The organism is Corynebacterium gottingense (genome assembly GCF_003693265.1).
Classification (GTDB): Bacteria; Actinomycetota; Actinomycetes; order Mycobacteriales; family Mycobacteriaceae; genus Corynebacterium; species Corynebacterium gottingense.
In genome coordinates this window covers 1-4,106 of sequence record NZ_RDRE01000057.1, presented here as the reverse complement: position 1 = coordinate 4,106, position 4,106 = coordinate 1, and the positions used below count along the sequence as shown (strand labels likewise).

Here is a 4,106-nt window from a genome sequence, read left to right as displayed (position 1 = left end):
ACCAGGCGAACACGCTCCCAGGGGTCCTCCCTGAGGTAGCGCACGGGCACGTCGAACTGGATCGGCGCGACGAGGTCCACGTGCTCGAAGCCCGCGTTGGTGATGTCGTCGAGCATCTCCAGCATGTGCTCGGTGCGCATGCGCGTCGCCCAGATGGACTGGTGGGCGTCGCGAAGCGTGGTGTCGATGATCTTGATCTCGCGCTCGCTGTTCGCAGGGCGACCCCCCGCGGCGAGAATCTCGGCGAGACTTTCTGTGCTGAGTTCCTCTGGTTTGAGAGCAACCATATTTTCCTCCTTAAAAACACCAGAATCGGGACTGCCTTTGAACTTTGGCCCGCTCAAGACGTGTGTTTCCGGTGCGCTCATTGTAAGCACTTCAAAGTGTGATGTGCGACGAGTTTTTCGGAATATCGCATATATCCCACTATTTCCCGTAGTGAAGCCCTAAGTCACTTCCCCCGAAAGTGGTGCGTAGTATGCACGCGGGTTCGCTATGCGCACATCCACACGCCAGTGGCGGCACCCCGCCCACGCCCCTTACCTGGACAAACGCACCGCTTGTGATTCGGAATACAAATTCTTTTCAGTGAGACCCAGGTTCCCCACCCCTAATGGGTGACCTGGATTATAGTTTCTGCTCACACCCATCCACCCCACAGACTAGGGAGGCCTCGTGTCAACCACCCAGACCCAGCTCGTGGCACCGGAGCACCATCCGGACCACGAGTACCCCGCAGACCGAAAGTCGCTCGGCGCCAGCCTCATCGGCCAAGTCCTCGAGTGGTTCGAGTGGAGCTCCTACGCCGTCTTCGCCCCGTTCATCGCGGCGGCGATGTTCCACAAAGCGGACCAGACCTCCGCCCTGCTGGCCACCTTCGGCGTTTTTGCCGTCGGCTTCCTCGTCCGCCCGCTCGGTGGCATCGTCTTCGGGCACATCGCGGACCAGAAGGGCCGGAAGGCGGTCCTCATGATCACCATCATCATGATGGCGGTCGCATCTGTGCTCATCGGCTTCCTCCCGTCCTACGACACCATCGGTATCTGGGCGTCGGTCGGCCTGCTCCTCATTCGCGTCGCCCAGGGCTTCGCCCACGGCGGCGAGTCCGCGGCCGCCAACAGCTACATCCCCGAGATCGCCCCGCCGTCCAAGCGCGGCAAGTGGGGGTCGCTGGTCTACGTCTCCATCTTCGGCGGCTCCGTGATTGCTTACGTCATCGGCGGCTGCATCTCACTCGTGCTCAGCGACGAGCAAATCGGCGCCTGGGGCTGGCGCATCCCCTTCTGGATCAGCGCCCTGGCTGCCATCTTCGCCCTGTACATGCGCCGCCACATGAAGGAGTCCGACCACTTCACCGAACTCGACGAGGCAGTGGCCAACGAGGACGACGACCGTCGCGCACACGAGGCAGTGGAGCAGCGCGTCAACCACCGCCCCGTCGTGGTCAACGTCCTCCTGGTCATCGGCATGGTCTCCGGCGTGACCGCCGCCCACTACACCTGGACCTCGTACGTCTCCACCTACGCCATCGCGCAGCAGGGCATGTCCACGCAGGGCGCCTACTGGGTCACCGTGGTGGCGCAGGCGATCGGCCTGATCGCCCTGCCGATGTGGGGCGCGCTGTCCGACAAGATCGGCCGCAAGCCCGTCATGTACACCTTCGCCATCCTGTTGGCCCTCCTGCAACTGCCGCTCATGGGCCTTATCGACGCCCGCCCGTGGACCCTCCTCGTCGCGTCCACCCTCGCGATCATTGCCGTTGCCGCCGGCGGCGCGCTGCTCGCCCCGGTCATGTCGGAGGTCTTCCCCACCGACCAGCGCACGCGCAGCATCGGTCTCGCCTACTCCATCTCGGTGGCAGTGTTCGGCGGCACCGCGCCCTACATCTTCCAGTGGTTCGTGGCCCACGACCTGTCGTGGGCGTCCGGCACGTACGTGATCGCGATGTGCATCTTGACGCTGATCAGCATGTACATCCTGCCGGAGACGAAGGGCATCGACCTCCGCCACGCGTAGGAGCTACTCCTCGCCCTGCTCTTGTGCCTTGCGCCACCGGATGCCGGCCTCGAGGAAGCCGTCGAGGTCCCCATCCAGCACCTTCTGCGGGTCGCCGACCTCGTAGTTGGTGCGCAGGTCTTTCACCATCTGGTACGGGTGCAACACGTAGGAGCGCATCTGGTTGCCCCACGACGCGTTGCCGCCCGCGCCCAGCGCATCCAGCTCCGCCTTCTCTTCCTGCCGCTTCTTTTCCAGCAGCTTGGACTGCAAGACGTTGAGCGCCGAGGCCTTGTTCTGAATCTGGGACTTCTCGTTCTGGCAGGTCACCACGATCCCGGTGGGGATGTGGGTGATGCGCACCGCCGAGTCGGTGGTGTTCACACTCTGCCCGCCGGGACCGGAGGAACGGTACACGTCGACCCTGATGTCCGAGTCAGGGATGTCAATGTGGTCGGTCCGCTCCACCACCGGCAGGACCTCGACCTCCGCAAACGAGGTCTGGCGGCGCCCCTGATTGTCAAAGGGGCTGATGCGCACGAGACGGTGCGCACCCTGCTCGACGGAGAGCTGGCCGTACATGTAATCGCCGTGGACGGCGAAGGTGGCCGACTTGATGCCCGCCTCCTCCGCGTAAGAAATGTCGTAGACGTCCACCTTGTGGTCGTTCTTCTCAGCCCAGCGGACGTACATGCGCATGAGCATCTCCGCCCAGTCCGCAGCGTCCACGCCGCCCGCGCCCGAGCGGATGTTCACCACGGCCTCGCGCGCGTCGTACTCGCCCGAGAGCATGGTCTGCACCTCGAGCGATTCCACTCGCGCCTCCACGTCCTCCAGCTCCTCCGCGGCCATAGAGGGGTCCCCCTCTTCTTCCGCGAGTTCGACCATGACCGGGAGGTCGTCGATACGCGTGCGCAGCGACGTCACCTTACGCAGCCGCGCCTGCACGTTGGAGAGCTCCGAGGTGACCTGCTGCGCGTGCGAGGGGTCGTCCCAAAGTGAGGGGTCGGCGGCCTGCTGCTCGAGCTCGCGGATGCGCACGCCCATCTCCTCGAGGTCCATCACCTTTTCAATGGTGGTGAGCTTCGAGTCGAGGTCGGCGATGCGCGTCTGAGTCTCCGGTTGCATAAGAGCGCAGTCTAGTCGAGGAGCAATGCGGCAGCCCCGGTCCCCCGCGCCAAACCGCGATGCCGTGGATAATGGGCCGCATGACATCCACCGCACAGTTCATTGAGGCCCACCGCGAATCCGACGACGCCGCGCTCGCCGCCGCCCTGGTCAAGCACGCAGGCCAGCTCGCGCTGCGCATGCGCGAGGAGGGCCTGACCACCGACTACAAGACGTCAGTGTCCGACGTGGTCACTGAGGCCGACCGCGCCGCGGAGGCGTTCGTGGCGGAGGCGCTCGCTGCGCTCCGTGCCGACGACGGCGTGGTTGGAGAAGAAGGCGCGGCCCGCGACTCCGCAACCGGACGCACCTGGGTCATCGACCCGGTCGACGGCACCTACAACTTCTCGCAGGGCTCGGACTACTTCTGCTCTGCCATCGCGCTCACGGATGCAGCGGACACGGAACGTGTGCGCCTCGGCGCCGTGCACCGCCCCGCCACGGACACGACGTGGCTGGCCACCCAGGGCGTGCTGACGGTGAACGGGGAGCGTGCGGAGGGGTTGACGGGGGCGTCGATAAGCGAGAAAGCCCTGGCCACGTACCTGCACCCCACGTACATGCGCGAGGACGCCGTGCGCGACGTGTGGCTGCGCGCGGTGCGCGACGCGGCGACGATCCGGATGTGGGGCGCCGGCTCGATTGACCTGGCCACCGTGGCTGCGGGGCAGATCGGCGGGTGGCTGCAGCACACCGTGGCAGATTGGGATTGGCTGCCAGGCAAGGCGCTGGTGGAGGCGGCGGGCGGCGTGGCCCGCAAGGTGGATGCCGGCGGAGTGACATGGTGCGTGGCGGGAAACGCCCAGATTGTGCAGGACATCACTACTAGACTTGTCGGGCATGAGTATTTTCGCCGACGACCTCGCCCTCGCACTTGAACTGGCCGACGCGGCCGACGCGCTCACGCTCGCGCGCTTCGAGGCCTCTGACCTGCGGGTGGAGTC

The 4,106-nt window shown here is 65.4% G+C and carries 3 protein-coding genes and 2 pseudogenes; 3 read left to right on the top strand and 2 right to left on the bottom strand.

Going from position 1 to position 4,106, the window contains the following annotated elements:
* A pseudogene (locus EAW56_RS11230) lies at positions 1-287 on the bottom strand (pyruvate carboxylase); the annotation flags it as partial.
* Positions 288-699: 412 nt separating this feature from the next.
* Here EAW56_RS11230 and EAW56_RS11225 point away from each other — a divergent pair.
* The gene (locus EAW56_RS11225) at positions 700-2,016 is read left to right on the top strand and encodes an MFS transporter (RefSeq protein WP_122086612.1); all 1,317 of its coding nucleotides are present in this window, start codon (positions 700-702) and stop codon (positions 2,014-2,016) included.
* A 3-nt stretch (positions 2,017-2,019) separates the two neighbouring features.
* On the opposite strand, the gene prfB is transcribed toward EAW56_RS11225, so the two are convergent.
* On the bottom strand, positions 2,020-3,123 hold the full coding sequence (prfB, locus tag EAW56_RS11220; RefSeq protein ID WP_095278941.1) for a peptide chain release factor 2: 1,104 nt from the start codon (positions 3,121-3,123) through the stop codon (positions 2,020-2,022).
* A gap of 80 nt (positions 3,124-3,203) precedes the next feature.
* On the opposite strand from prfB, the gene EAW56_RS11215 reads away from it, so the two are divergent.
* Positions 3,204-4,040 carry an inositol monophosphatase family protein gene (locus EAW56_RS11215; protein ID WP_244213420.1) on the top strand — a complete coding sequence of 279 codons (837 nt, stop codon included), beginning with the start codon at positions 3,204-3,206 and terminating at the stop codon, positions 4,038-4,040.
* Positions 4,003-4,106 (top strand): annotated as a pseudogene (locus EAW56_RS11210) (histidinol-phosphatase); the annotation flags it as partial. The gene EAW56_RS11215 and the pseudogene EAW56_RS11210, both read left to right, overlap by 38 nt.